The sequence below is a fragment of the Pseudomonas sp. ABFPK genome (assembly GCF_001586765.1).
Classification (GTDB): Bacteria; Pseudomonadota; Gammaproteobacteria; order Pseudomonadales; family Pseudomonadaceae; genus Aquipseudomonas; species Aquipseudomonas asiatica.
On the sequence record NZ_LQXW01000034.1, the window covers coordinates 155,618 to 178,535 of the forward strand.

17 protein-coding genes are annotated in these 22,918 nt (G+C 61.8%); 5 read left to right on the forward strand and 12 right to left on the reverse strand.

The features are described from left to right. Positions 1 to 42: 42 nt before the first annotated feature. Together gcvP and gcvH are read right to left on the reverse strand one after the other, a co-directional pair. Positions 43 to 2,898, reverse strand: coding sequence for an aminomethyl-transferring glycine dehydrogenase (gene gcvP, locus WM94_RS19940; RefSeq protein ID WP_015269080.1), 2,856 nt, complete (start codon positions 2,896 to 2,898; stop codon positions 43 to 45). Between the two features lie 11 nt (positions 2,899 to 2,909). Then, positions 2,910 to 3,293, reverse strand: a complete 384-nt coding sequence (gene gcvH, locus WM94_RS19945; RefSeq protein WP_015269081.1) for a glycine cleavage system protein GcvH — start codon at positions 3,291 to 3,293, stop codon at positions 2,910 to 2,912. A 473-nt stretch (positions 3,294 to 3,766) separates the two neighbouring features. Between gcvH and WM94_RS19950 the strand changes: the two genes are divergently transcribed. The 4 genes from WM94_RS19950 to WM94_RS19965 all read left to right on the forward strand — a co-directional run bounded on the left by WM94_RS19950 (position 3,767) and on the right by WM94_RS19965 (position 8,161). After that, positions 3,767 to 5,824, forward strand: a complete 2,058-nt coding sequence (locus WM94_RS19950) for a carbon starvation CstA family protein (protein WP_039612755.1) — start codon at positions 3,767 to 3,769, stop codon at positions 5,822 to 5,824. Between the two features lie 13 nt (positions 5,825 to 5,837). Next, positions 5,838 to 6,041 carry a YbdD/YjiX family protein gene (locus WM94_RS19955; RefSeq protein ID WP_003257949.1) on the forward strand — a complete coding sequence of 68 codons (204 nt, stop codon included), beginning with the start codon at positions 5,838 to 5,840 and terminating at the stop codon, positions 6,039 to 6,041. A gap of 108 nt (positions 6,042 to 6,149) precedes the next feature. After that, the gene (locus tag WM94_RS19960) at positions 6,150 to 7,496 is read left to right on the forward strand and encodes a cache domain-containing protein (protein ID WP_039612817.1); all 1,347 of its coding nucleotides are present in this window, start codon (positions 6,150 to 6,152) and stop codon (positions 7,494 to 7,496) included. A 32-nt stretch (positions 7,497 to 7,528) separates the two neighbouring features. Further along, positions 7,529 to 8,161: a response regulator transcription factor gene (locus WM94_RS19965; RefSeq protein ID WP_024086354.1), complete on the forward strand. Its 633-nt coding sequence runs from the start codon at positions 7,529 to 7,531 to the stop codon at positions 8,159 to 8,161. Here the strand turns inward: WM94_RS19965 and gltS are convergent. The 7 genes from gltS to arcD (WM94_RS20000) form a co-directional block, all read right to left on the reverse strand. Next, positions 8,158 to 9,357: a sodium/glutamate symporter gene (gene gltS / locus WM94_RS19970; protein WP_061551962.1), complete on the reverse strand. Its 1,200-nt coding sequence runs from the start codon at positions 9,355 to 9,357 to the stop codon at positions 8,158 to 8,160. The genes WM94_RS19965 and gltS overlap by 4 nt on opposite strands. Before the next feature lie 512 nt (positions 9,358 to 9,869). Beyond that, on the reverse strand, positions 9,870 to 11,378 hold the full coding sequence (locus tag WM94_RS19975) for a sigma-54-dependent transcriptional regulator (RefSeq protein ID WP_061551963.1): 1,509 nt from the start codon (positions 11,376 to 11,378) through the stop codon (positions 9,870 to 9,872). Positions 11,379 to 11,461: 83 nt separating this feature from the next. Then, positions 11,462 to 11,830, reverse strand: coding sequence for a DUF5064 family protein (locus tag WM94_RS19980; RefSeq protein WP_013971111.1), 369 nt, complete (start codon positions 11,828 to 11,830; stop codon positions 11,462 to 11,464). A gap of 55 nt (positions 11,831 to 11,885) precedes the next feature. Continuing rightward, the gene (gene arcC / locus WM94_RS19985) at positions 11,886 to 12,815 is read right to left on the reverse strand and encodes a carbamate kinase (protein ID WP_003257953.1); all 930 of its coding nucleotides are present in this window, start codon (positions 12,813 to 12,815) and stop codon (positions 11,886 to 11,888) included. Between the two features lie 142 nt (positions 12,816 to 12,957). Beyond that, positions 12,958 to 13,968 carry an ornithine carbamoyltransferase gene (locus WM94_RS19990; protein ID WP_013971112.1) on the reverse strand — a complete coding sequence of 337 codons (1,011 nt, stop codon included), beginning with the start codon at positions 13,966 to 13,968 and terminating at the stop codon, positions 12,958 to 12,960. Positions 13,969 to 14,037: 69 nt separating this feature from the next. Further along, a complete protein-coding gene (gene arcA, locus WM94_RS19995; RefSeq protein WP_003257954.1) occupies positions 14,038 to 15,291 on the reverse strand; it encodes an arginine deiminase in 1,254 nt (417 codons plus the stop codon). Positions 15,292 to 15,324: 33 nt separating this feature from the next. Continuing rightward, the gene (gene arcD, locus WM94_RS20000; protein ID WP_015269087.1) at positions 15,325 to 16,752 is read right to left on the reverse strand and encodes an arginine-ornithine antiporter; all 1,428 of its coding nucleotides are present in this window, start codon (positions 16,750 to 16,752) and stop codon (positions 15,325 to 15,327) included. Between the two features lie 436 nt (positions 16,753 to 17,188). Between arcD (WM94_RS20000) and arcD (WM94_RS20005) the strand changes: the two genes are divergently transcribed. Next, positions 17,189 to 18,616 (forward strand): arginine-ornithine antiporter, encoded by a 1,428-nt coding sequence (gene arcD / locus WM94_RS20005; protein ID WP_061551964.1) that lies wholly within the window; start codon positions 17,189 to 17,191, stop codon positions 18,614 to 18,616. Here arcD (WM94_RS20005) and WM94_RS20010 read toward each other — a convergent pair. The 3 genes from WM94_RS20010 to WM94_RS20020 all read right to left on the reverse strand — a co-directional run bounded on the left by WM94_RS20010 (position 18,596) and on the right by WM94_RS20020 (position 22,487). Then, complete coding sequence (locus WM94_RS20010; protein WP_013971115.1) at positions 18,596 to 19,012, reverse strand: YbaN family protein; 417 nt, start codon at positions 19,010 to 19,012, stop codon at positions 18,596 to 18,598. The genes arcD (WM94_RS20005) and WM94_RS20010 overlap by 21 nt on opposite strands. A 56-nt stretch (positions 19,013 to 19,068) precedes the next feature. Further along, entirely contained in the window at positions 19,069 to 19,662 is a 594-nt protein-coding gene (locus tag WM94_RS20015) for a biliverdin-producing heme oxygenase (protein WP_061551965.1), read from the reverse strand. 221 nt (positions 19,663 to 19,883) lie between these two features. After that, positions 19,884 to 22,487: a TonB-dependent receptor gene (locus WM94_RS20020; protein ID WP_061551966.1), complete on the reverse strand. Its 2,604-nt coding sequence runs from the start codon at positions 22,485 to 22,487 to the stop codon at positions 19,884 to 19,886. Positions 22,488 to 22,918: the final 431 nt, after the last annotated feature.

Here is a 22,918-nt window from a genome sequence, read left to right on the forward strand (position 1 = left end):
CAGCGGACCACACCTTGAGTCAGGTGGCGGGCCCGAGGGCTATCAGGCGTCCTGATAGCTCTCGATCGACGGGCAGGCGCACACCAGGTTGCGGTCGCCGAACACGTTGTCGACCCGGCCGACCGGCGGCCAGTACTTGCCTTCCACCAGGCTTGGCAGCGGGTACACCGCCTGTTCGCGGCTGTAGCCATGGGCCCATTCGCCAACCAGCTCGGCCGCAGTGTGCGGGGCGTTCTTCAGCGGGTTGTCGTCCTTGTCCAGGCTACCGTTCTCGACCGCGCGAATTTCTTCGCGGATCTGGATCATCGCGTCGCAGAAGCGGTCCAGTTCTTCCTTGGACTCGCTTTCGGTCGGCTCGATCATCAGCGTGCCCGCCACCGGGAAGGACATGGTCGGGGCGTGGAAGCCAAAGTCGATCAGGCGCTTGGCCACGTCGTCGACGCTGATACCGCTGGTGTCCTTCAGCGGGCGCAGGTCGAGGATGCACTCGTGGGCCACCAGGCCGTTGCCGCCGGTATACAGAACAGGATAGTGCTCTTCCAGGCGACGGGCGATGTAGTTGGCGTTGAGGATTGCCATCTGCGAGGCACGCTTGAGGCCGGCACCACCCATCATGCGGATGTACATCCAGGTGATCGGCAGGATGCTGGCGCTGCCGAACGGCGCGGCACAAACCGCGCCCTCGGTGTTTTCCAGCTGCGCGTGGCCGGGCAGGAACGGCGCCAGGTGCGACTTGACACCGATCGGGCCGACGCCCGGGCCGCCACCGCCGTGCGGGATGCAGAAGGTCTTGTGCAGGTTCAGGTGGGATACGTCGCCGCCGAACTTGCCCGGGGCGCACAGGCCGACCATGGCGTTCATGTTGGCGCCGTCGATGTACACCTGGCCACCGTTGTCGTGGATGATCGCGCAGATTTCGCCGATCGCTTCCTCGAACACGCCGTGGGTCGACGGGTAGGTGATCATGATCGCGGCCAGGCGCTCGCGGTGTTCGATGGCCTTGGCGCGCAGGTCCTCGACATCGACGTTGCCGCGGGCATCACAGGCGGTGACCACCACGCGCATGCCGGCCATGTGCGCGGTTGCCGGGTTGGTGCCGTGGGCCGACGACGGGATCAGGCAGATGTCGCGGTGGCCTTCGCCACGGCTGCGGTGGTAGGCGCGGATGGCCAGCAGGCCTGCATACTCGCCCTGGGAACCGGCATTGGGCTGCAGCGACACGGCGTCGTAGCCGGTGGCGGCGCAGAGCATGGCTTCCAGCTCGGTGGTCATCTGCAGGTAGCCCTGGCTCTGCTCTGCGGGGGCGAACGGGTGCAGGTTGCCGAACTCGGCCCAGGTGACCGGGATCATTTCGCTGGCGGCGTTCAGCTTCATGGTGCACGAGCCCAGCGGGATCATGCTGCGATCCAGCGCCAGGTCCTTGTCGGCAAGGCGGCGCAGGTAGCGCATCAGCTCGGTTTCGCTGTGGTAGCGGTTGAATACCGGGTGCGAGAGGATGGCCGACTGGCGCAGCAGGGCGGCAGGCAGCAGCGAGCCGGTGCTGGCGGCCAGCGCGTTGAAGTCCGGCTGGGCCTGGTCGCCACCGATCAGTTGCCACAGGGTCTCGACATCGGCCTGGCTAGTGGTTTCGTCCAGCGACAGGCCCACGTGGGCGGCGTCGATCTGGCGCAGGTTGATGCCCTGGGCGCGGGCCTTGTCATGCAGGCTGGCAGTGGCGCTGCCGGTGGCCAGGGTCAGGGTGTCGAAGGCGCTGGCGCCCACTACCTGCACGCCCAGCGTCTTCAGGCCGGCGGCCAGGATCGCGGTCAGGGCATGGGTACGTTCGGCGATGCGCTTGAGGCCGGCCGGGCCGTGGTACACGGCGAACATGCTGGCGATGTTGGCCAGCAGCACCTGGGCGGTGCAGATGTTGCTGGTGGCCTTTTCGCGGCGGATGTGCTGTTCGCGGGTCTGCATGGCCAGGCGCAGGGCGGTCTTGCCGAAGCGGTCGATCGACACGCCGACCAGGCGGCCTGGCATGTCGCGCTTGAATGCGTCACGGGTAGAGAAGTAGGCCGCGTGCGGGCCACCAAAGCCCAGCGGCACACCGAAGCGCTGGGCGCTGCCGATGGCCACGTCGGCACCGAACTCGCCCGGCGGGGTCAGCAGGGTCAGGGCCAGCAGGTCGGCGGCCACGGCGACCAGGGCATTGGCTGCGTGGAAGCGCTCGACCACTTCGCGGTAGTCGAAGACTTCACCGTTGCTGGCCGGGTACTGCAGCAGGGCGCCGAAGAAGGCGCTGACATCGCCCAGCTCGCGTTCGTCGCCGACCACGATCTCGATACCCAGCGGCTCGGCACGGGTGCGCAGCACGTCGAGGGTTTGCGGGTGGCAGTGCACGGAGGCGAAGAAGGCGTGGCTGGCCTTGTTCTTCGACAGGCGCTTGCAGAAGGTCATGGCCTCGGCCGCAGCGGTGGCTTCGTCGAGCAGGGAGGCGTTGGCGATCGGCAGGCCGGTCAGGTCGCTGATCAGGGTCTGGAAGTTCAGCAGAGCCTCCAGGCGGCCCTGGGAAATTTCTGGCTGGTACGGGGTATAGGCGGTGTACCAGGCCGGGTTTTCCAGCAGGTTGCGCAGGATCGGCGCCGGGGTGTGGGTGTTGTAGTAGCCCTGGCCGATGTAGCTCTTGAACAGCTGGTTCTTGCCGGCGATGGCCTTGAGCGCGGCAAGCGCGTCGGCTTCGCTCTGGCCGTCGTGCGAGCCGAGCACGCTGGTGCCCTTGATGCTGTCAGGGATGACCGCTGCGGTCATGGCTTCCAGCGAGTCGAAGCCGAGGGCGGCCAGCATGGCCTGCTCGTCAGCGGCGCGCGGGCCGATGTGGCGGGCGATGAATTCGTTGGCGGTGCCGAGGTTGATGGTCATGGCGGGGTTCCTCAGGCGTCGTCGTTGGCTTTGATCAGGCGGTCGTAGGCGTCTTGGTCGAGCAGGGCGGTGACTTCGCTCATGTCGGCCGGGTTGAAGCGGAAGAACCAGCCGTCTCCCAGCGGGTCTTCGTTGACCAGCTCGGGGCTGTCGTTGAGGGCTTCGTTGACGGCGACCACTTCACCGGCCAGGGGCATGTACACGCCGCTGGCGGCTTTCACCGATTCCACGGTGGAGGCTTCGGCGCCTTTGTCGTACTGCTGCAGCTCTGGCAGTTGCACGTAGACCACATCGCCAAGGGCGTTCTGGGCGTAGGCGGTGATGCCCACGGTAACGCTGCCATCGGCTTCGACGCGCAGCCATTCGTGATCTTCAGTGAAACGCAACTCGCTCATGGGGAATCCTCGGGAAGCAGGGCGTTAGGCGCGGTGGCTCCGCGCTCTTGGGGTTGGGATTCCCTTAGCAAAAATGCGGCCAATCGTTGAAAAACGTTATAAATCAATATGTTAATTATTTTACGTATTCAGTTTGTCATACTTGTGGAATGAAAACGCTACAGCGGGAGGGGGATGAAAAAGGGTTTGGGGATCAAACCCTTGCACTGCCGTATCTGAATGGGTGTGTATTGATTTCAATACGATGTACTGAAATCAATACAATCCTGCCTGCAGGGCGCGAGTTTCAGCCGTCAGTTCTTCAGGCGGCCCTTCTTGCGATGCCCGTTCTACGTAGTTCTACGTAGATCGCGCCCGTATTACTGCGAATTTTCTTGTGGACCCGGCATGGCGAAAGTGTCGCCGTCCTTATCCGGACACATACAACAACAAAAGCCGTCGCAGGTTTACCACCCGCGACAGGAGAAAATTCGATGACCACACTGGCTACCCGAATTGCCTGGTTTGCCGTTGCCTTGCTTGGTGCGTTCGCGCTGGGCACCCTTGCACTACGCAGAGGCGAAGCCATCAACGCCCTCTGGATCGTGACTGCAGCAGTCGCCATCTACCTCATTGCCTACCGTTACTACAGCCTGTTCATCGCCAACAAGGTGATGCAACTGGACGCCACACGCGCCACGCCCGCCGTACTCAACAACGACGGCCTGGACTACGTACCGACCAACAAGCACATTCTCTTCGGGCACCACTTTGCTGCCATTGCCGGCGCGGGCCCTCTGGTTGGCCCGGTGCTTGCCGCGCAAATGGGCTACCTGCCCGGAACACTCTGGCTGATCGCCGGTGTGGTCCTGGCGGGCGCTGTCCAGGACTTCATGGTGCTGTTCATCTCCACCCGTCGCAATGGTCGCTCCCTGGGCGAACTGGTACGCGAAGAAATGGGTTCCATTCCCGGTACCATTGCCTTGTTCGGTGCCTTCCTGATCATGATCATCATCCTCGCGGTGTTGTCTCTGATCGTGGTCAAGGCGCTGGCGGAGAGCCCCTGGGGCATGTTCACGGTAATGGCCACGTTGCCGATTGCAGTGTTCATGGGCGTCTACATGCGCTACCTGCGCCCAGGGCGTATCGGTGAGATCTCTGTGATCGGCGTGGTCCTGCTGCTGGCGTCCATCTGGTGCGGTGGACTGGTCGCCGCCGACCCAGTCTGGGGGCCTGCGTTCACCTTCACCGGGTTGCAGATTACCTGGATGCTCATCGGCTATGGCTTCGTTGCCGCGGTACTGCCCGTCTGGCTGATCTTGGCGCCACGGGACTACCTTTCGACCTTCCTCAAGATCGGGACTATCGTCGCCCTGGCAATCGGCATCCTGGTCATCGCCCCCGACCTGAAAATGCCAGCCGTTACCCACTTCATCGATGGTACGGGCCCGGTCTGGAAGGGCGCCCTGTTCCCCTTCCTGTTCATCACCGTGGCATGCGGCGCGGTGTCTGGCTTCCACGCGTTGATCAGTTCGGGTACCACACCCAAGCTGTTGGCCAATGAAAGTCATGCCCGTTACATCGGCTACGGCGCGATGCTGATGGAGTCCTTCGTCGCGATCATGGCCATTGTCGCGGCATCGGTCATCGAACCTGGGATCTACTTCGCCATGAACAGCCCGGCCGCTGTGGTGGGTGGCGATGTCGCGACCGTGGCGGCTACCGTGAGCAGCTGGGGTTTCACCATAACACCGGAAATCCTGCAACAGACTGCCGCCGACATTGGCGAGCACACCATCCTGGCTCGCGCCGGCGGAGCGCCGACCTTGGCCGTGGGGATTGCCCAGATCCTCCACCAGGCGCTGCCAGGCGAGAACACCATGGCGTTCTGGTACCACTTTGCAATTCTCTTCGAGGCACTGTTCATCCTCACCGCCGTCGATGCCGGCACCCGTGCAGGGCGCTTCATGCTGCAGGATCTGCTCGGCAATTTCGTGCCTGCACTGAAGAAGACCGACTCCTGGACGGCGAACCTGATCGCTACCGCAGGTTGCGTGGCCATGTGGGGCTGGCTGCTGTACCAAGGGGTGATCGACCCGCTGGGTGGCATCAACACCCTGTGGCCGCTGTTCGGCATCTCCAACCAGATGCTGGCCGGGATCGCGCTCATGCTCGGCTGTGTGGTGCTTATCCGCATGAAGCGTCAGCGATACGTCTGGGTTACCTTGATTCCAGCCGTCTGGCTGCTGATCTGCACCACTACGGCCGGTCTTATCAAGCTGCTGGACAAGGACCCCTCGATGGGCTTCCTGGCGCTTGCCAAGAAGTACAGTGATGCTGCCGCTGCAGGCCAGGTGCTGGCGCCTGCGAAGGATCTGATGCAAATGCAGCACGTTGTGTTCAATGCCTATACCAACGCGACGCTGACAGCATTGTTCCTGTTGGTGGTCCTTAGCATTCTTTGCTTTGCCGTGAAGGTGGGGCGCCGTGCCTGGGTCATGCCCGAGCGCACCGACAAGGAATCACCGTTCCAGCCACAGCCGGACGTCTGAGGGGGCGCCCGGAATGTTCAATGACCTGAGCAAGATGGGTAAGTACCTGGGGCAAGCCGCCCGGATGCTGGTCGGCATGCCAGACTACGACGCCTATGTGGAGCACATGCAGCTCAAGCACCCGGAAAAACCGCTGATGTCCTACGAGGCGTTTTTCCGGGAGCGCCAGGAGGCACGTTACGGTGGCGGGAAGGGACGCCCAGTTCGTTGTTGCTGAGCGCTGACTAGCCCAGGCAGGCGCAACGTTCATCATGGTGCTCTCGCTTTGGAAGGCCGGCAGCAGGCATAGTGCTGTTGCCGGCCCGCTCCTGCATTGGAAATGACCATGCAACTCAAGCACAAGATCGTCACTCTCAGTGTGCTTCCACTCGTCCTTTCGGTCCTGTTCATCTGTGTCCTCGTGTTTGCCCAGAGTCGCAAGCTGGAGGAGGAACAGGCACGCCTGGTTGAAAGCAGCATCATGGCAGCAAAGAAGGCCGAGTTGAAAAACTACCTAAGCCTGGCGATGAGCCTCATCGCGCCGTTGTATGAAGGCAGCACCGATGATGAAGCAACTCGGCAGCGTGCACTGGAGATCCTGTCCCAAGCCAACTTCGGCCTCGACGGCTACTTCTTCGTGTATGACCAGCAGGGCAAGAACCTGATGCACCCGAGGCAGTCCGAGCTGGTTGGCAAGCAACTCATTACGCTGACCGACAAGAACGGGCTACCGGTCATCCAGGCGCTACTCAAGAGCGCCAGGGAGGGCGATGGATTCCAGTTGTACGACTGGCAGAAGCCTTCTTCCGGGCAGATTACCGGGAAACTGTCATATGTCGTGATGCTGGACCGTTGGGGCTGGATGCTTGGCACAGGCATATACATCGACGATGTGGAGGTGGCGACCCGCAAGTCCCGGCAAGAGGTCGCTACCGGGGTACTGACCACGGTTCTGGCGATCGCCTCGTTCTCGTTGATTGCCGTACTGGTGATTTTTACCGGTGGCCTGATGCTGAACGTCAGTGAGCATCGCCTGGCGGACCGTAAGCTTTCCACGCTCAACCAGCGGATCGTGAACCTGCAGGAGGAGGAGCGCTCGCGGGTTTCGCGTGAACTGCATGACGGGATCAGTCAGGAGCTAGTGTCGATCAAGTTCCAGTATGAGCTGGCCGCCATCGAACTGGCCAACGGCCGGAGCGAGGGCCTGGAAAACCTGCGCAAAGGTACTTGCAGACTTGGCGCGGCGATCGGTGAGATACGCCGCATTTCCCATGATCTGCGCCCCTCGCTTCTGGACACGTTGGGGTTGTCGCCTGCCATCGAGCAACATGTCCGTGAGTTCGAGCAACGTACCTCGATTCACACCCAGTACGAATGTGGAATGGATGCGGCGGACATCGATACCAGCCTCAGGTTGACGCTGTTCCGCATCATTCAAGAGGCCCTCGCGAACGTGGAGCGTCATGCCAAAGCCACTGCCGCGATCGTTTCCGTCACGCAACAGCAGGGCATGATCGTATTGCGTGTGGAGGACAACGGGGTAGGGTTCGACACCCGCGCAGCAGACGAGTGCCACGGTATCGGCCTGAGGAACATTCGCGAACGAGTGGACCACCACTCGGGTAGCGTCAACATCGCATCCTCTTACGGCCGTACCGAGCTACAGGTGCAGATACCGGTTACGATCAGCTGAGCAGCCTTGCCACGCCAACCCTCGAGGACTCCATGAGCGTAACCCATCCGGTCAGAATCGCCCTGGTCGACGACCACGTCCTTGTGCGTGACGGCGTAAAGGCGCTGCTGTGCGCGATCCCGCACTTCGAGGTTGTCGGCCAGGCCGAGTCAGGAGCCCAGGCAATCGAGTTGGTAGCGACTACTGAACTGGACATTCTCCTGGTCGACGTAGGGCTTCAGGACATGAACGGGTTGGAGCTCACGCGCAAGCTGCGCGAACGCTACCCGGATATCAGGATCCTCATGCTGAGCATGTACGACAACCAGGAGTACGTCCGCACCTCCATCAGTTCCGGAGCGCTAGGTTATGTGCTGAAGAATGCGCCTTCCGCAGAGCTCATCGCGGCCATCGAGGCCATCGCTGCGGGAGGAAGCTTCTACAGCTCGGAAATCACTCGCAAGCTCGCCGTGAGCAACCGGGACGAGCACGAGCTGACGCCCCGTGAGTTGCAAGTGCTGTCAATGATCGCCAAGGGGCACAACAACAAGAAAATGGCCCAAGAGCTGGATATCAGTGTCCGTACAGTGGAAACCTATCGGCTGAGCATCAGGCGCAAGCTCAATATCGATACCCCTGCGGCACTCGTGAAATACGCCCTGGAGCATGGCCTGACCTCGATCTAGGCAATCCAGGGCAACGCCAGATACAGCTTGATGACGATGACATTGATGATGTCGATGAAGAACGCCCCCACCATCGGCACCACCAGGAAGGCAATGCGCGAGGCTCCGTAGCGCTGGGTCACCGCTTGCATGTTGGCGATTGCCGTTGGCGTTGCACCCAGGCCGAAACCACAGTGCCCGGCAGCCAGTACCGCTGCATCATAGTTGCGGCCCATGACCCGGAACGTGACGAATATCGCGAACAGTGCCATGACCAATGTCTGTGCGGCGAGCAATGCAAAGAATGGTAATGCCAGCGCTGAAAGGTCCCACAACTTGAGCGACATCAAGGCAATGGCCAGGAATAACGACAAACTCACATTGCCCAATACCGAGATTTCCCGCTCGAAGACTTGATAAAAGCCGAGCGCCGAAAGGCCGTTTCGCAACACCACGCCCACAAACAACACGCAAACGAACGTTGGCAGTTCAAACGCAGTGCCTTTCAGCAAACCGTTAAGTAACGAGCCAGCGAGCAAACTGACAGCGATCAGCGCCAGTGTTTCGATAAATGAAAACGGTGTAATCAGGCGCTCTTTGTCTGGTTGTTCGAAACCCTTGGGCAGTTGTGGTGCTGGTTCTTCGATACCAGGTGTCGTTACCCGTCTGATCAGCAACCGGGCGACCGGGCCACCAATAAGGCCACCCAGTACCAGGCCGAAGGTAGCTGATGCCATTGCCAGTTCGGAGGCCGACGCCAGACCGAACTTTTCGGTGAAAGTGGCCCCCCACGCGGCGCCTGTACCGTGACCGCCGGACAAGGTAATAGAGCCGGCCAGCAGGCCCATCAGCGGGTCGAGGCCAAGTGCCGTTGCCAGGCCGATACCCATGGCGTTCTGGACCAGCAGCAAGCCGGTTACCACCAGCAGGAACACGGTAACCACGCGGCCACCTTTTTTCAGGCTGGCGAAGTCTGCACTCAAACCGATGGTGGCGAAGAATGCCAGCATCAGAGGAGTTTGCAGTGAAGTATCGAATTGCACGTGGATATCGAAACTGCGCAACGCCAGGAACGCCAAGGCCACTACCAGGCCGCCAGCGACAGGTTCCGGAATATTGTAAGTGCGCAGGAAACCAATACGCGCGACCAGGCCGCGCCCCAATAACAGTACCAAAGAGGCGGCTACAAGCGTCCCGTAAAAATCGAGTTCAAACATCAGGTGCTCTCGTTATATCCAGTAGCGGACCACTTCCCGCTATGGGGCGGAGAAGTGGGGTGACAGGTGGGAATACACTGTCACCATTCTACGAGGCATACGTGGGAGAGTATCTTTCACTGGCGTAGGAAAAGCCTGAATAACAACCGGATTATTGCAATAACTATCAGGGGCCGCTTTGCGGCCCATCGCAGGCAAGCCAGCTCTCACATGGCACAACACATGACTCATTGGTTCAGCGAGGTTCTGTAGGAGCAGCCTTGTGCTGCGAAGAGGCCGGTACTAGCAACAGACAGGCTTTGTCAGTACCGGCCTCTTCGCAGCACAAGGCTGCTCCTACAAAGGACGCGTCAGACGAGCGATATTTGTTCTCTGCGCGACAGCGCAGCCCAAAAGGGCTGGGCAATCTCCCACAGGTATCGCGCAGAATTCAGGATGTGCGCGATACCTGTGGGAGCTGGCTTGCCTGCGACGGGCTGCGTAGCAGCCCCGTTGACGCTATCTGACAGGTATCAGGCTTTGCCCGGTATTCCATATTTGCGCAGGCGCTGCGCAATGGCGGTATGTGAAGTTTGCAAGCGCCCGGCCAGTTGCCGCGTGGACGGGTAGCTGGCGTACAGGCGTTGCAGCAGTTCGCGCTCGAAATCACTCACGGCCTGTTCCAGGCTGGCCACTTCGCCGTCCTGACCACGGGCCACCGAGGTGCCGGCGATGTCCAGGTCACCAATATCCACCAGGTTGCCCTCGCAGATGGCTGCGGCGCGGAATATCACGTTCTGCAGCTGGCGCACATTGCCCGGCCAAGGGTTGGCCAGCAGTGCCGAATGGGTAGCCGGGGTCAGCCTGCAGGGTGGACGCTGGATCTGCGTGCAGGCCTGCTGCATGAAGAAATGCGCCAGCATCAGGATGTCCTGGCCACGGTCGCGCAGCGGTGGCACTTGCAGATTGAGCACGTTCAGGCGGTAGAACAGGTCTTCGCGGAAGCTGCCTTCGGCGACCATGCGCTCCAGGTCGCGGTGGGTGGCGCTGATGATGCGTACATCCACCTTCACTTCGCGGTCGCCACCCACCCGGCGGAAGCTGCCATCGCTGAGAAAGCGCAGCAGCTTGGCCTGCAGGTATGGCGACATCTCGCCGATTTCATCGAGGAATACCGTGCCCTGGTTGGCCAGCTCCATCAGCCCGGGCTTGCCGCCCCGTTGTGCGCCGGTGAAGGCCCCGGGGGCGTAGCCGAACAGTTCGCTCTCGGCCAGGCTCTCGGGCAGCGCAGCACAGTTCAGGGCCAGGAATGGTGCCGCGTGGCGGCTGCTGATGGCGTGGCAGGCGCGGGCTACCAGTTCTTTGCCGGTGCCGGTTTCGCCATGCACCAGCAGCGGTGCATCGAGCGCCGCCACGCGCAGGGCGCGGGCCTTGAGGGTGCGGATGGCCGGTGACTCGCCGAGCAAGGCATCGAAGCCTTCGGCATGGTCGTGGTGCAGGGCCGACAGGCGTTCGCCCATGCGCGTAGGCGGATACAGTGTCAGCAGGCCACCGGCGTTGGTGATCGGCATGGCGTCCAGCAACAGGCTCTGGCCGTTGAGCTGCATCTCGCGCATGGGCAGGTGGAAGTTGTTGTCCAGCAGGGCCTGCAGCAGCGCCGGGTCGCCGAACAGCTCACCCACCGAGCGCCCGGCCGATTCGCGGCCGCACAGTTCGATCAGCGCCGGGTTGGCCAGCAGCACCTTGCCGGCACTGTCCACGGCCAGCACCGGGTCGCTCATCGCCGCCAGCAGGGCATCGAGCTGCAGGTGCCGGCGTTGGCCAGGGAGGATGTCGACCACGTCCACCGATTGCACGCCATGTACCTCGAACAGCGCGTCGTGCAGTTCTTCGAGCACGGCGGGGCTGAGGGTAGGGGCGTCGATGTAGACGTTCGGCGGGACCATCTCCACGGCGTCCAGGTTGAGGTTGCGGGCACCGAGCAGGGCGAGGACTTCCTGGGTGATGCCGACGCGGTCGATGAAGCTGACGTGGATGCGCATGGGGAGGGGGCGGTTGTGGCTGGGGGAGGGCGGTAGTATGCCTCAACATTGTCGGGGCCGCTTTGCGGCCCCGGTTCTTGAAATCACTCCAGATGTTCAGGCTTGATCGGGTCGCCCGATTTCACATCCAGCTTTTCGCGAATGTCCGCGAACATATGGTCATAAAGCTTGTGCGGCGAGCTCAGGCTCTCGAATTTCTTCGGTGGCTTCAGGTACGACTGCGCCCTTCGGCTCAGTTGCATGAGGAAGCTGGGCAATACCTGGTCCTTGGCCAGGAAGAACTTTTCTTCCACTGGCTTGCCTTCGATGCTGCCATGCATCTTGAACTGGATGCCTCTACCTTCCTTGGGGTCCGACACTGCCTCGTATTCGATGTTCAGGTCATAGCTGTGGTCATTCTGGTTCAGCGCGGTGCGCTCGATGTGTACATGACCGGGTTGGTACTGGGCCATGGCAAGCTCCTTTGGAAGGTCGAAAATGGCGGACGCTGGCGCCCGCCTACTGCATTCAACGGTAGCTGATCCCCGGCTTCGCGGTGGAAACGCGCGTGCCGGCGGTGCCTTTGACGATGTCTTCGATGTTCTCCAGCGAACTGATCACTGCCACTTTGCCGGTGTTGCGGGCAAAGTCGCAGGCGGCCTGCACCTTCGGCCCCATGGAGCCGGCGGCGAAGCCAAGGCGTTCGAGTTCGTCGGGGTGGGCCTGGGCAATGGCCTTTTGTGTGGGCTTGCCCCAGTCAACATAGGCCGCATCGACGTCGGTGGCAATGATCAGTAGGTCGGCGTCCAGCTGCTCTGCCAGCAGGGCCGAGCACAGGTCCTTGTCGATCACCGCCTCGATGCCCTTGAGCTTGCGGTTCTCATCGTACATGGTGGGGATGCCGCCGCCGCCGGCGCAAATCACGATGCTGCTCTTTTCCAGCAGCCACTTGATCGGGCGGATTTCGAAGATGCGTTTGGGTTTCGGGCTGGCCACCACTCGGCGGTACTTGTCGCCGTCGGCCTTGACCACCCAACCCTTTTCCTTGGCCAGGCGCTCGGCCTCTTCCTTGCCATAGACCGGGCCGATGAACTTGGTCGGGTCCTTGAAGGCGGGGTCGTTGGCGTCCACTTCGACCTGGGTCAGCAGGGTGGCGAACGGCACTTCGAAGGCCAGCAAGTTGCCCAGTTCCTGTTCGATCATGTAGCCGATCATGCCCTCGGTCTCGGCCCCCAGCACGTCCAGCGGGTAGGCCTCGTCGGGCTTGTAGGACAGGCCCTGCAGCGATAGCAGGCCAACTTGCGGGCCGTTGCCGTGGGCGATGACCAGTTCGTTGCCTGGGTGGATCTTGGCGATCTGTTCGGTGGCGGTGCGGATATTGGCCCGCTGGTTGTCAGCGGTCATGGGCTCGCCGCGACGCAGCAGGGCGTTGCCGCCCAATGCAACAACGATACGCATGGGAATGTCCTTTGCGGATATGGGGTGAGCGCCTCGATCCATTGTGGGAGCTGGCTTGCCGGCGATCACCGGCGAAGCCGGTGCCATGCACCGAGTTGCCTGTATCGCCGGCAAGCCAGCTCCCACAGGATCGAGGTGGTTGTCAGAGGTCAGCCAGTGTCGACACCAGGATCGCCTTGATCGTGTGCATGCGGTTTTCCGCCTGCTCGAAGGCGATGCAGGCCGGCGACTCGAAGACGTCGTCGGTCACTTCGATACCGTTGGCCAGGTCCGGGTACTGTTCGGCGATCTGTTTGCCTACCTTGGTTTCGGAGTTGTGGAACGCCGGCAGGCAGTGCATGAACTTGGTCCGCGGGTTGCCGGTGGACTTCATCAGCTGTGCATTCACCTGATACGGCTTGAGCAGCTTGATACGCTCACCCCAGGCTTCGATCGGCTCACCCATCGATACCCACACGTCGGTGTGCACGAAGTCCACACCCTTGACCGCGGCAACCGGGTCTTCGGTGAGGGTGATGCGTGCGCCGCTTTCCTCGGCGTACTTGTGGCAACGTTCGACCAGGTCGTCATGCGGCCACAGCGCCTTGGGCGCGGCGATGCGTACGTCCATGCCAAGCTTGGCGCCGATCAGCAGCAGCGAGTTGCCCATGTTGTTACGGGCGTCGCCCAGGTAGGCGTAGCTGATGTCGTGCAGCGGCTTGTCGCTGTGCTCGCGCATGGTCAGCACGTCGGCGATCATCTGGGTTGGGTGGTATTCGTCGGTCAGGCCGTTGAACACCGGAACGCCGGCGAACTTGGCCAGCTCTTCGACGATTTCCTGCTTGAAGCCCCGGTACTCGATGGCGTCGTACATGCGCCCGAGCACGCGGGCAGTGTCCTTCATGCTTTCCTTGTGGCCGATCTGCGACGAGGTCGGGTCGATGTAGGTGACATTGGCGCCCTGGTCATAGGCGGCCACTTCGAAGGCGCAGCGGGTACGGGTAGAGGTTTTTTCGAAGATCAGCGCGATGTTGTTGCCTTTCAGGTGCTGCTGCTCGGTGCCGGTGTACTTGGCGCGCTTGAGGTCGCGGGACAGGTCCAGCAGGTAGCGCAGCTCACGGGTGGTGTGGTGTTCCAGGCTGAGCAGGTTGCGGTTGTGAATATTGAACGCCATGACTTTTCTCCTTGAGTTTGGTGAACGCACCAGCCGCCGCTTTATGAGGGCGGCCGGGGGTAATGGTCGTTAGTAGTCGATCGGGTCGCGCACGATCGGGCAGGTCATGCAGTGGCCGCCGCCCCGGCCCCGGCCCAGTTCGCCGGCACTGATGGTGATGACCTCGATCCCGGCTTTGCGTAGCAGGGTATTGGTGTAGGTGTTGCGGTCGTAGCCAATGACCACGCCCGGTTCCATGGCCACCACGTTGTTGCCGTCATCCCACTGTTCGCGCTCGGCGGCAAAGCTGTTGCCACCGGTTTCGACCACGCGCAGCTTGACCCCAAGCTGCTCGCCCACCACCTCGATGAACGACTTGTTCTCGCGGCGCACGTCCATGCCGTAAGGCTTGCTTTCGTCCGGGCGGATGATGAACGGCACGATCTCTTTCACCACTTCCGGGAAGACCGTGACCAGGTCGCGGTCGCAGAAGCTGAACACGGTGTCCAGGTGCATGGCAGCACGGGATTTCGGCAGGCCGGCGACGATGACTTTTTCCACCGCGCCCTTGGCGAACAGGTTTTGCGCCAACTGGCCGATGGCCTGACGCGAGGTGCGCTCGCCCATGCCGATCAGCACGATGCCTTTGCCGATCGGCATCACGTCACCACCCTCAAGGGTGGCGTTGCCGTGGTCCTTGTCCGGGTCGCCGTACCACACCTGGAAGTCGGCGCCGGTGAACTCCTTGTGGAACTTGTAGATGGCGGTGGTCAACAGGGTTTCCTGGCGGCGCGCCGGCCAGTACATCGGGTTGAGCGTGACGCCGCCATAGATCCAGCAGGTGGTGTCGCGGGTGAACTGGGTGTTGGGCAACGGTGGAAGGATGAAGCTGGAGTGGCCCAGGTAGTCGTTGTACATCTTGACCACGCTGGCGCCTTCGCTTTCCGGCAAGTCCTGGCCTGCCACGCCGCCGATCAGGAACTCGGCCAGATGGCGTGGCTCGAGGCCTTCGAGCCAGCTTCGCACTTCATTGGTCAGGCCGACACCGACGGTGTCGGAGGTGATCTTGCGATCGAGGATCCACTTCAGTGCTTCGGGTTGCTGGACGATGTCGGTCAGCAGGTTGTGCATCTCCAGCACATCCACGCCACGCTCGCGCATCTTGGTGACAAAGTCGAAATGGTCACGCTTGGCCTGGTCGACCCAGATCACGTCGTCGAACAGCAGCTCGTCACAGTTGCTCGGCGTCAGGCGCTTGTGCGCCAGGCCCGGCGAGCAAACCATCACTTTGCGCAGTTTGCCGGCTTCGGAGTGGACACCGTACTTCTGTTTTTCAGCGGACATGATTTCATTCCTCCAGTTGAACGAAGACGTGGGTCAAAGGGTCAGGAAGCCGTCGTACAGGCCAAAGGCTGCCACCAGGGCACCGATGACCACGGCTGCGAAGATCAGTTTTTCCACGTTGGTGAAGACAGGTTGGCCAACCTCACGCTTGGCCTTGGCGAACAGGATTGCGCCAGGTGCGTAGAGCAGGGCCGAGAGCAGCAGGTATTTCACGCCACCGGCGTACAGCAGCCAGACGGCGTACAACAGGGCGATACCACCGATCACCAGGTCCTTCTGCCGTTCGGCCAGGGCCTGCTCGTAGGTTTCGCTACGCAGAGCCAGCAGGAAGGCATAGGCGGCCGACCACAGGTAGGGCACCAGGATCATCGAGGTGGCCAGGTAGATCAGCGACAGGTAGGTACTGCTGGAAAACAGCGTGATCACCAGGAAGATCTGCACCATGGCGTTGGTCAGCCACAGGGCGTTGGCCGGTACCTGGTTGGCGTTCTCGCGGCGCAGGAACTCCGGCATGGTATGGTCCTTGGCGGCGGCGAACATGATCTCGGCGCACAGCAGCACCCACGACAGCAGGGCCCCGAGCAGCGAGATGATCAGGCCGACGCTGATCAGTACCGCGCCCCAGTGGCCGACCACATGCTCCAGTACGGCAGCCATCGACGGGTTCTGCAGCTTGGCCAGTTCTGGTTGGGTCATGATGCCCAGCGACAGCACGTTGACCAGCACCAGGAACAGCAGCACGGTGACGAAGCCGATGACCGTGGCCTTGCCCACGTCAGAGCGTTTTTCCGCCCGCGACGAGAAGATGCTCGCACCCTCGATGCCGATGAACACCCACACGGTGACCAGCATCATGTTGCGCACCTGGTTCATCACGCTGCCCAGCTCTGGCGTACCTACCGCCCAGATGTCGGCGGTGAAGATGTCGAGCTTGAAGGCGAACAGGCAGATCAGGGCGAACAGCAGCAGCGGCACCACCTTGGCCACGGTGGTGATCAGGTTGATGAATGCTGCTTCCTTGATGCCGCGCAGCACCAGGAAATGCACGGCCCACAGCAGCACTGATGCGCCGATGATGGCGGCCGGGGTGTTGCCTTCGCCGAAGATCGGGAAGAAGTAGCCCAGGGTACTGAACAGCAGCACGAAGTAGCCGACGTTGCCCAGCCAGGCACTGATCCAGTAGCCCCAGGCCGAGGAGAAGCCCATGTAGTCGCCAAAGCCAGCCTTGGCGTAGGCATACACCCCGCCATCCAGGTCAGGCTTGCGGTTGGCCAGGGTCTGGAACACGAACGCCAGGGTCAGCATGCCGACCGCGGTGATCGCCCAGCCGATCAGTACAGCGCCAACCCCTGCGCTGGCAGCCATGTTTTGCGGCAGCGAGAAGATACCGCCACCAATCATCGAACCGACGACAAGTGCAACTAACGCGCCGAGCTTTAGTTTTCCGGATGAATCAGACATTTAACAACTCCTGCCAGGAGAAAGTTGACGACAGAGTAAATCCGACGCCGCTGCCATTCGCTGACTTGGGTCAGTTCATGGCGACGTGAAGTAGGAAAATTCCTTCACGAAGCTCCTGGAGAGTGCCGACAACTTATGCCGCAGGCCTTGCATGCTGGCACCTCCATGTCCATCTAGAGCAAACGCTCTGTTCAGCCTGCGATGCTTGACGCTAGCCGTTTTTGCCGCTTTCGCAAATTTTTCACAAGAATTTCGAGTTTTATCGGATTCTTTTCTAGTTGCTCCGGAGCTGCTAGTTTTTACGCAAAAGCTGGCATAGACAAAGCAGTTATTAGTGCTATAGCTTCATTGGTCAGGATCATTATAAGTAGCAACACTTATATGGACCGCATGGCTGTTTCAAGCCCGTGACAGTGCGCAAAAAAAAGGAAGGCTCATGAGCGAACCGGGACAGAAGCTGCGCCTGGGCGCGCTGATCGCGTTGGTGGTCGGCTCGATGATTGGAGGCGGGATCTTCTCGTTGCCGCAGAACATGGCGGCGCGTGCCGATGTGGGGGCTGTGCTGATCGGTTGGGGTATCACCGCAGTCGGCATGTTGGCCCTGGCTTTCGTATTCCAGACCCTGGCCAACCGCAAGCCGGAGCTGGACTCGGGAGTGTACGCCTACGCCAAGGCCGGCTTTGGCGAATACATGGGTTTTTCCTCGGCCTGGGGCTACTGGATCAGTGCCTGGCTGGGCAACGTCGGTTACTTCGTGCTGCTGTTCAGTACCCTGGGCTTCTACTTCCCGGTGTTCGGCGAGGGCAACACGCCAATTGCCATCGGCTGCGCCTCGCTGCTGCTCTGGGCGGTGCATTTCCTGGTGCTGCGCGGCATCAAGGAAGCGGCGTTCATCAACCAGGTGACCACCGTAGCCAAGGTGGTACCGTTGCTGGTTTTCGTGGTGATCGCCGCGTTCGCCTTCCGCGCCGATATCTTCACACGTGACATCTGGGGCCTGAGCAACCCGCAGTTCGGCAGCGTGCTGGAGCAGGTGCGCAACATGATGCTGGTCACCGTGTTCGTGTTCATCGGCATCGAGGGCGCCAGTGTGTATTCCGGGCGCGCCCAGCGCCGCTCGGATGTGGGCAAGGCTACGGTGATCGGTTTTCTGGGAGTGCTGGCGCTGCTGGTGCTGGTCAACGTGCTGTCGCTGGGGGTGATGACCCAGCCGCAACTGGCCGGGCTGCAGAACCCGTCACTGGCTTCGGTGCTGGAGCATATCGTCGGGCCATGGGGCGCCTTGTTGATCAGTATCGGCCTGGCGGTTTCGCTGCTTGGCGCGCTGCTGTCGTGGGCGTTGCTGTGTGCCGAGATCCTCTACGCCACGGCGCGGGACAAGACCATGCCGCGTTTCCTGGCCAAGGAAAACGCCAACCATGTACCGGCCAACGCCCTGTGGCTGACCAACTGCATGATCCAGGGCTTCCTGCTGATCACGCTGTTTTCCGCCGGTACCTATACCAGCCTGATCTACCTGGCCTCGTCGATGATTCTTGTGCCCTACCTGTGGTCGGCGGCCTACGCCGTGCTGTTGGCGGTACGTGCAGAAACCTACGACGAGCAGCCGGCCCTGCGCCGCAAGGACCTGCTGGTGGCGCTGGTTGCCCTGGTATATGCCGTGTGGCTGTTGTACGCCGGCGGGCTGAAGTACCTGCTGCTGTCGGCGCTGCTGTACGCCCCGGGCGTGATCCTGTTCGCCAGGGCCAAGCATGAGCAGGGTAAAACCTTGTTCACCACTTGGGAAAAGCTGATTTTCGCTGCTGTGCTGGCAGGTGCCGCGCTGGCGGCCTATGCCCTGTACTCAGGGCTGCTGAGCTTGTGACGGGGCAGGGCAGGGGGCGTGCTCGGGGCGGGACCAGATCCACAGGTTGCCCAGGGTCATGCCGGCAATGGCCAGGAACACCGGCCAGCGGTGTTCCAGGAACGTCAGCATCAGGCCCGCGCACAGCAGCATGCTGAGGGTCGCGCTGACCTTGGCCCGGCGCTGGATCACCTTGCCATTGCGCCAGTTGTGCAATATCGGCCCGAAGAGCCGATGGTTCTCCAGCCAGGCAGACAGGCGCGGCGAACTGCGTGTGGCCGCCCAGGCAGCCAGCAGGATGAATTCGGTGGTCGGCAGGCCGGGAATGACGATCGCGACCAGGCCCACGCCCAGGCTCACGTAAGCCAAGGTCGCATACAGCAGGCGGGCGAGTTTCGAACGGGCGGGTCGGGTCATGGTCTCACTGCATGGAAGCGGTTCGGCCACCGGTAGGGTGGCCGGGGTATGGCGTGTCAAACCAGCGCGGCATCTGCAGCATAGGCATGCTTGAGCAGCTTGGTGAAGCGCTCGAAGGCAGCAACTGCGCCGCGTTCGGCAGCGGCTTCCTCTTCGGCCGACAGGGCCAGGCCATCAAGAATGCGGGTGAACTGTTTCCAGCCTTCGGCACGGCCACCGGCCGGTTCGCCCAGGTGTCGGGCACCGAAGCTGTCGGACAGTTCCAGGGCCACGGCACGCTTGATCAGAAACGCAGCGCCCAGTTTGGAGCCTTCGGAGACGAAGATCCAGCCCATTGCCTCACCCAGGCTCGGGTTGCGCAGGGTGCCCGGCACGGCTGGTGGTACTTCGGTGTCGAGGTCGGCGAGGTCCAGGCGGGCCTGTTCGGCACGGCAGCGCTCGGCCAGGTCGGGGATGATGGCGATCAGTTGCGGGTCGTTGTACAGGGCCTGCAGCTCGGCCTGGAACAGGTACTGGGCGACCACGAAGCGGGCGAAGCTTTCGCGGCTGTCGAAGGGCGCGTGGGCTTTGACCAGGGCATCAAGTTCGGCGTGGGGGGCGTGGGTGATCTGGTTGAGGCGCTGGGAGCGCAGGGCTGGGCGTTCGGTCATGGGGCAGTCCTTGGAAAAGGGGCGTCTAGAGACAAGACGAAATAGCGGGGGTGGGACAGTAAAAAAAGCGGGTATTTGTGCTGGTAGTGCTGGCCTCTTCGCGGGTAAACCCGCTCCCACAGGGACATCACAGGCCCGAGGTCTGCGCGATACCTGTGGGAGCGGGTTTACCCGCGAAGAGGCCGGCACTGACGAAACAAACCTGTCAGCGATAATCCAGGTCAGATATCCCAAACCACATTGATGCCGAAGTTGCGCCCCGGCATGGTCAGGCGGTCGATGTTGGCCGGCTGAGTCACGGCCGCTTCACCCTGACCGTCGTAGCTGCGTACCGAATCCCACTGCCAGTACTTCTTGTCGGTGAGGTTGTACAGGCCGGCGTTGATGGTCACGTCGTCGGTGACCTTGTAGTAACCGGTCAGGTCCAGCACCCCGTAGCCCGGGGTGCGGAACTTGGAGCTCGAACCGTCGGGCGAGTAGAAGGTGCTGTCGTCGACGCGGGTCTTGCGCTTGACCAATGTCCAGCTCAGCAGGCCGCCGTAGTGTTGTTGTTCGTAACCCAGGCCGAACACGCCCTTGAGCGGGTTGACGCTGTTCAGTGGCTCGCCGGTGTCATCGTTGCGGCCATAGGTGTAGGCGATCGAGCCCTGGGTATACAGGCCCTGCGGCGCACCGAAGTAGTCGAGGTTCAGGCGGCCCTTGACCTCGGTACCCTTGATGGTGGCGTGCTTGATGTTGTTGGCCTTGAAGGTCTGCTCCAGGTTGGCGCTTTGTACGGCATCTTCGTCGATGAAGTCGCGGTACTTGTTGTAGAACACCGCCACGTCGAAATTACCGGCGTCGAAGTTGCCACGCAGGCCGGTCTCATAGCTTTTGCTCTTTTCGGGTTCGAGACCCGGGTTGCCTTCGACGCGGTAGCCTTGCTCGATGTTCTGAAACTTCCCGTACATGGATTTGGCAGTCGGGGTGCGGAAACCTTCGGCGTACTGGCCATACCAGGTGTAGTTGTCGTTGAAGGCGTAGGTCAGGCCGAATTTGGGCGAGACGCGGTGCCACTTCTTGTCCGAGTCGTCCTGGGAGGTTGGTGCGGTACCGCTGGACTCCAGGCCACGCAGGAATTCCTCGGTGAACCTGGGCTCCATGCGCGTGTAGTCGTAACGAGCACCAGGCATGAAGGTCCAGTTGTTCCAGCGGATTTCATCCTGCACGAACAGGCTGTAGGTGTTCACGGTCGGGTCCGGGAAGTCGCTGACCAGGGCCTGGCCGTCTGCCGGACGCTCGGCGCCAGCGGCAGAACAGCCTGAACCAACGGCCAGGCAGGTACCGGTGCCGCTGCGGGAACCGGTGACCTTCTCGTGCTTGAGGGTGGTGCCGTACGTCAACAGGTGGTCGGTGGCGCCGAGGCTGAAGGCCTTGTCCAGCTGGGCGTCGAATAGCCACTGGCGGTCCTTGTACAGGGTGTCTCGGGTACGCAGTACCTGACGGCCAGGCGGTGCGTAGACTTCCTCGGTGTGCTGGTCGGTCTTGGCGATCTGGTAGTTCAGGCTCCACTTCACATGGTCGGCGACCAGCGAATCCAGGCCGAACTCATGGTTGATGCCAAGGCGTTCGCGGGTGACGGTGTCGTTGCCGTTACGCGCCTTGTAGTAACCTGGGGCACCAAAGCCAGGAATGAAAGGCCCGCCCACCGCACTGAGGATGTTCTGGTCGCGGTCATCCTTGTAGCGCTCGTAGGTGAAGCCCAGGCGCGCTTCGTCGGCGTAGTTCCAGCCCAGCTTGGCCAGCACGTTTGTGGTGCGCACGTCCATCGGGTTGGCTTCGGTACGCGCCAGGCCGTCACCGCTGTGGTCGCCGTGGGTCTCGGTTTCGTGACCGTTGCGCTGGCTCAGGTGCAACAGGCCGTCGAAGTCGCCCTGGCGGCCGGCGACGGTGGCCGAGGTCAGCCAGCTTTCGTCGGCCGAGCTGTAGCCGGTTTTCAGGCGGGCACCGGCGTCCTTGCCAGGCTTGATGATGTCGTCCGGGTCGAGGGTGAAGTAGCTCACCGCCCCGCCGATGGCGTTGCTGCCATACAGCACCGAGGCCGGGCCGCGGAGGATTTCCACACGCTTGACGATCTCCGGGTCAACGTAGTTGCGCTGGGTCTGGGCGTAGGGGCCGAAGAAGAAGCTGTCGGGGATCGACACGCCGTCCACCTGGGTGAGGATGCGCTCGCCATCGATACCACGGATGTTGTAGCCGTTCAGGCCGCTGCGCTGGCCGGTGCCGGCTACCGACACTCCTGGTTCGTAGCGCACAAGGTCCTGGATGTTGTTCACGTTCTGCCGGTCCAGTTGCTCGCGGGTCTGCACGCTGACGGTGCTCGGCACCTGGCTGACGTCCTGGGCGCTGCGGGTGGCGCTGACGGTCACCTGCTGCAGGGCAATCACATTGGCGCTGGCCTGGCGTTCGAGCACCACATTGCCGTTGCTGATCTTGCGAAAGCCCAGGCCGGTGCCGTGCAGCAGGCGCTTGAGCGCGGCTTCCGGCGGTAGCGAACCCTGCACCCCTGGTGATGCCACGCCGTTGGCCAGTTCTGCGCTGAAGCCGACCTGCCAGCCGGTGACCTGGCTGAAAGCATTGATGGCCGAAACCAGCGGCTGCTGGCCGATGCTGAAGCGGTAGTCGCCCATGCGCGGGCTGCTGGCCTGTGCCGTCTCGGCGGCCAGCGCCGGCAGGCTCATGGCGCCGCTGGCGAGCAGGGCGAGGTTCAGTAGGGAAAGGCTCAGGAGGGACAGTTGCCCTCCATGGCGAGGAAGGGTGGAGGGGCGGGTAGGACCTGTGGACATCGGAAGCGCTCCCTGACGCGCGGACTGTTATAGGTGATGGCTGTGCTCGTTTTCAAACGAGAATCAGTTGCATTGGCTATAACGAGACGGGCGGGGTAGCGTGACTGCGTAAAAATAAATTCAGGGGGCCATGATCATGTGCTGCCTGCACGGGCCTCATCGCCGGCAAGCCAGCTCTCATAGAACAACACATGACTCATTGGTTCGGCGAGGTTCTGTAGGAGCAGCCTTGTGCTGCGAAGAGGCCGGTACTGACAAAGCCTGTCTGTTGCTTGTACCGGCCTCTTCGCAGCACAAGGCTGCTCCTACAAAGGCCGCGTCAGACGAGCGATATTTGTTCTCTGCGCGACAGCGCAGCCCAAAAGGGCTGGGTAATCTCCCACAGGTACTGCACAGTGCTTGAGGTCTGTGCGGTCGAGGTGGGAGCTGGC

Coding starts and splice junctions, on each gene's coding strand:
- gcvP (WP_015269080.1), bottom strand. CDS start 2,898: ATGACCATCAACCTCGGCACCGCCAACGAATTCATCGCCCGCCACATC.
- gcvH (WP_015269081.1), bottom strand. CDS start 3,293: ATGAGCGAGTTGCGTTTCACTGAAGATCACGAATGGCTGCGCGTCGAA.
- WM94_RS19950 (WP_039612755.1), top strand. CDS start 3,767: ATGACCACACTGGCTACCCGAATTGCCTGGTTTGCCGTTGCCTTGCTT.
- WM94_RS19955 (WP_003257949.1), top strand. CDS start 5,838: ATGTTCAATGACCTGAGCAAGATGGGTAAGTACCTGGGGCAAGCCGCC.
- WM94_RS19960 (WP_039612817.1), top strand. CDS start 6,150: ATGCAACTCAAGCACAAGATCGTCACTCTCAGTGTGCTTCCACTCGTC.
- WM94_RS19965 (WP_024086354.1), top strand. CDS start 7,529: ATGAGCGTAACCCATCCGGTCAGAATCGCCCTGGTCGACGACCACGTC.
- gltS (WP_061551962.1), bottom strand. CDS start 9,357: ATGTTTGAACTCGATTTTTACGGGACGCTTGTAGCCGCCTCTTTGGTA.
- WM94_RS19975 (WP_061551963.1), bottom strand. CDS start 11,378: ATGCGCATCCACGTCAGCTTCATCGACCGCGTCGGCATCACCCAGGAA.
- WM94_RS19980 (WP_013971111.1), bottom strand. CDS start 11,830: ATGGCCCAGTACCAACCCGGTCATGTACACATCGAGCGCACCGCGCTG.
- arcC (WP_003257953.1), bottom strand. CDS start 12,815: ATGCGTATCGTTGTTGCATTGGGCGGCAACGCCCTGCTGCGTCGCGGC.
- WM94_RS19990 (WP_013971112.1), bottom strand. CDS start 13,968: ATGGCGTTCAATATTCACAACCGCAACCTGCTCAGCCTGGAACACCAC.
- arcA (WP_003257954.1), bottom strand. CDS start 15,291: ATGTCCGCTGAAAAACAGAAGTACGGTGTCCACTCCGAAGCCGGCAAA.
- arcD (WP_015269087.1), bottom strand. CDS start 16,752: ATGTCTGATTCATCCGGAAAACTAAAGCTCGGCGCGTTAGTTGCACTT.
- arcD (WP_061551964.1), top strand. CDS start 17,189: ATGAGCGAACCGGGACAGAAGCTGCGCCTGGGCGCGCTGATCGCGTTG.
- WM94_RS20010 (WP_013971115.1), bottom strand. CDS start 19,012: ATGACCCGACCCGCCCGTTCGAAACTCGCCCGCCTGCTGTATGCGACC.
- WM94_RS20015 (WP_061551965.1), bottom strand. CDS start 19,662: ATGACCGAACGCCCAGCCCTGCGCTCCCAGCGCCTCAACCAGATCACC.
- WM94_RS20020 (WP_061551966.1), bottom strand. CDS start 22,487: ATGTCCACAGGTCCTACCCGCCCCTCCACCCTTCCTCGCCATGGAGGG.